The following is a 3,818-nucleotide window of genomic DNA, read 5'->3' as shown; positions in this document are numbered from 1 at the left end:
CTCCAGGCGCTTCCTTCGTTTCCGACTCTATCAGACTCTTTCGTGTCCGATTCCCGGTCGAAGCGGGTTTTGCTTTCCAGTTCTTCGCTTTCGCGTTTCCCTTTCCGGCGAGTCCGACTCTATCAGAAGTTTTCCACCGGATTTCCCGGCTTCAGATTCCTGGATGAGGAGTCGAGGGTGCCCTGTCTGAATTCGATTCATCGGGGGCGTGTTGCCGAACCGTCAGCTCGAGGCAACCGCTCTACTCTACATCAGCCTCGGACAGGGGTCCAATCGGCCCAAGGGAACCCGCCGACACCAGCCCTCCGTGGCCCCCAGGCCGCATGCATGACGTTGTTCTCCAGCTCGCCCCGTCGACGGCGCGGCCGACGTGGCTATCCAGTCGAGCAGCGGACGAGCTCCGTCCCCGACAGCAGGCTGATCGCCTGCTCCGCGGAGCGCGAGCTGCGCGCACGCCTGCCTGGGGCCAGAGACGCGCGAGCGGAGCGACACGCAACCCTGAGCCCACCGGTCATCCCCTCGTGCCCCTGGGCGGGCTGATCATCAGCAACTGCGCGGTCGCCGGGCTGACCGACGCACACCACCCTGTCACCGTGTTCTAGGAGAACCCCTTCCCCGCGTACGCCCCACGCACAGGTCGAGGCCGGCAGTACCAGGCTCCGCCCGTGGCGAGCCCGGACACATTCCTCCCCCGCCTTCAGCCCGGCCTCTGTCCGCGAGGGCGCCTCCGGGGAGGTCCGGCGGCGTGAGATCTTGGAGCACCGCCACCGAACGCGATCTGCGGCATCTGCTCAATGAGTGGGATCCGATCGGCGCCGCTGACGAAATGCAGGACGAATACGACTGCGTGCTCGCCCCTCTGCTCGGGCGGCTTCACCGCGGTGCGGGCCAGACGGAAATCGACGAGTTCCTGCGGCACGAGCTCAAGGACCACTTCGGCCTCGACCCCGTGGGCCTGCGCCCCGACGCGGGGGCAGCCCGAGCAATCACCTGGTGGGCATCTGTAGAGCCGGCAGCCGGTACCGCCAACCCATAACAGCTTCCTCACCGGACGCATCGACGCGGGCCTTACCCATCTGGCAGCGGCTGCGGATGGCGGCGGCACCCCGTAGCGGGTCACCATCCTGAGCCCAACTCTCCGGTCACGAGGACCTGGACCGGGTTACGTCGGTCGACTCCACGATGGTGCGCTCTCATCAGCACGCAGCTCGCGCCCGTAGAGGGAGCTCGAACCAACGAACCCGAAGAGCCCGCCATCGGCAGGTCCCGCAGGCCAACCGACCGGGAGTTCGCCTCACCACCGGGCACGCTACGATCCGCCGGCACCCCCACGAAGCACAGGCACCAGACTGGGGTGTTCCTTCCCGTCTCGGTAGACCAGCTCGGCCACCGACTATGGAGAGACCGCCAGGGGCAGACCATCTGCCTCGACCGCGGACGAGACCGGCCGCCGGAACCCACCCAGCAGCTCACGCTCGCGCTCCCCGCCCAGGCCGGCTCCCCGCTGCCTGAACTGCCCCGGGCCAGCCGCCCCGGACCCGCCGGTAGCGGCCCCGTCCTGGTTCCGTCCACCAGAAACTGACCCAAGACGACACCCACCCCCCTCCTCAACTACCGCGCCTGACTTGGCCGATGGTCCGAGCGGGGCCATGACCGGCCCCGCGAACCAGCCACATCGACGTCGCCATCCGGGGAGGCCTCCCCGGATGGCAACAACGCCCCTGGATGGCCGCGAGTGACATCGGCTGTCCCCACTCCGCGCCGGCGATCAAACGCGCCTCGCGCCTCCATCGACATCCGCCCCACAGAGAAGGCCGACCCTGGGCCGCCACCCGGATCCGGCCGGGAGACAGTCGTGCACACGGTCGGGCCTTGCTCGACGGCAGCACCACGGCCGCGTCCTCCGACATGCTGCCGGACACCGTTCGATCAAGGACACCAGAGATCTGTTCGAGCGGCGCGGACTACCTTCGTGCCAGATGAGAATCGCGCCGAGGTGCAGGGCCGCTTGGTCCGGTGTGCCGAATGTGGTTGCCCGGGGACTGCGTGCTGGTCTTCGAGGACCGGGCCAGGGCTAGGCCATGCTTTGAAAGTCGCTGATGTGCTGCGTGGGGCGTGCGGGCCGGAAGTCGCGGGCGGCCAGATCGTGAGGTCGCGTGCGATCCGGTCGATGCTGGTCTCGGTGATGAAGTCGTGTTCTCGACGGGTTGTGTCACGTCGGACGACCTCGTAGCCGGCTTCACCCAAAACCGCGACGGACGTGAACCAGGCCGGGTCGTGTTCATCGGGCTGGATGGCGACGAAGGTGTTGTCCGAGTCGTTGAGGTCCTCGATCAGCATGAGACAAGACGCCCTCGGACGGGTCCTCGACATGGTCGCCGCTCTCACTCTCTGCCCGGTAGTACGCAGCCCCCATCGCCTCAGCGTCCCCTCACCCCGCCGACCTGGCCGCGGCCAGAGTGACATGCGGGACCGACACTTCCGGCAGGTCACAGCCATTCGCTGAGCGGCCGTCGTCCTTGTTGACAGGCCGACTGCATGTTCGCGGTCCAGCGACCGCGGGATCGCTCCAAGCCGTAACCGTCTACTTCGGCCTGGCCGCCGCACAGCGGATACCCCTGGGCTTGGCCGTCGCGCCGTGCACGGCCGAGTGCTGATGCACCTGGCACATCGTGGAGTCGACGTCTCGCCCCACCCCGAGATCACCACGGTACGGAGCGAGACACCGACCCCCGTTCTGTGCACGCCCTACAGGCGAAGGCCTCAGAGCACGGGAGCGGGCCGCGAAGGTTCGACGCCGGGGTGGCCACGGGATCAACGAGCGCTGATGCAGCGGTCGGACGTCCATCCAAAAGGGTGAGCTCGCGGGCGGTGTCGCTACTGCCTTGGGAGGTGGTGACCTCGTGGTCGTCTCGGGTGGAGTCGCGGCGGACGACTCGTACCCGCCTACGTCCAGCACGGCCACCAAGCCGGGTGGTCGCCTCGGTGCCGTTAGAGGTTGACGCGCTTCAGGTAGACGCGACTGCGATGCGGGATGGTCTGGTACCAGAGCATCAGGTGCTCGTCCTCGTACGTACGGAGCCGCATTGGCTGCTCGTCCTCGTAGAGGCTGCCGTCCTTGGGGTCGATGCCCATCGACGCCAGGTCCACGAGCCCGTCCATGACAAAGCCGACCAACCTCTGCTGTTCCGCAGGCATGTCTCCGAGGACCCACAGCCGACCGGGATCGCATTCCCATGCCCAGCCGCTCTCGTTCTCCACGCTTTCGCCGCGGGAACTCACCGGCCGATCTCCTCCTGGGCCTCGGCCAGGATGCGGCTGCTGGTCTCCATCGCCGCCCGGAACTCCTGCTCGGTCGCGTTCGGGTCTCCGGCGATGCGTTCTGCTTCGTGGAGAGCCGCCGCCCGAGCCGGCCAGCGATGGATGGCCACGTGCGTTGCCCATTTGATCAGGAAGAACCGCAGCGGATTGATGGCGCCCGTGGCCGCGGCGCGATCGAACGCCTCGTTGCACTCCCTGTCGAGCACGGCGAGATTCGCCATGTCGATGCGGCGCACGGCGTCCCGGAGCGCTTCCCGGGTCATGGCCGGCTGAGGGATGAGCGGGCCGCCGTCTTCCAGCTGCTGTGCTGTCATCGTGTCCTCCTGGGGAACGCGGCCAGGATACCCAGCCGAACCCGACAACCTGGCCCGGAACGCAGAAAAGCCCCGCACCCTGAAGGGTGCGGGGCTTTCCCACAATGATTGTTCGGCGGCGTCCTACTCTCCCACAGGGTCCCCCCTGCAGTACCATCGGCGCTGAAAGGCTTAGCTTCCGGG

General features: G+C 67.4%; 3 protein-coding genes and 1 pseudogene. 1 reads left to right on the top strand and 3 read right to left on the bottom strand.

Going from position 1 to position 3,818, the window contains the following annotated elements:
* The first annotated feature begins 745 nt into the window (after nt 1–745).
* The gene (locus tag OTB19_RS42010; protein WP_267804134.1) at nt 746–1,036 is read left to right on the top strand and encodes a hypothetical protein; all 291 of its coding nucleotides are present in this window, start codon (nt 746–748) and stop codon (nt 1,034–1,036) included.
* Between the two features lie 1,038 nt (nt 1,037–2,074).
* Here OTB19_RS42010 and OTB19_RS42005 read toward each other — a convergent pair.
* The 3 genes and pseudogenes from OTB19_RS42005 to OTB19_RS41995 all read right to left on the bottom strand — a co-directional run bounded on the left by OTB19_RS42005 (nt 2,075) and on the right by OTB19_RS41995 (nt 3,635).
* Nucleotides 2,075–2,416 (bottom strand): annotated as a pseudogene (locus OTB19_RS42005) (hypothetical protein).
* 575 nt (nt 2,417–2,991) lie between these two features.
* A complete protein-coding gene (locus OTB19_RS42000) occupies nt 2,992–3,282 on the bottom strand; it encodes a hypothetical protein (RefSeq protein ID WP_267804133.1) in 291 nt (96 codons plus the stop codon).
* On the bottom strand, nt 3,279–3,635 hold the full coding sequence (locus OTB19_RS41995) for a hypothetical protein (protein WP_267804132.1): 357 nt from the start codon (nt 3,633–3,635) through the stop codon (nt 3,279–3,281). Before OTB19_RS41995 ends, OTB19_RS42000 begins: the two co-directional genes overlap by 4 nt.
* Between the last annotated feature and the right edge of the window lie 183 nt (nt 3,636–3,818).

The sequence above is a fragment of the Streptomyces sp. H27-H5 genome, from assembly GCF_026627505.1.
Taxonomy (GTDB): Bacteria; Actinomycetota; Actinomycetes; order Streptomycetales; family Streptomycetaceae; genus Streptomyces.
This window is presented reverse-complemented; position numbering and strand designations above follow the sequence as displayed.

Excerpts from the sequence above, each read along its gene's own strand:
- OTB19_RS41995 (WP_267804132.1), bottom strand. The coding sequence starts at position 3,635 with ATGACAGCACAGCAGCTGGAAGACGGCGGCCCGCTCATCCCTCAGCCG.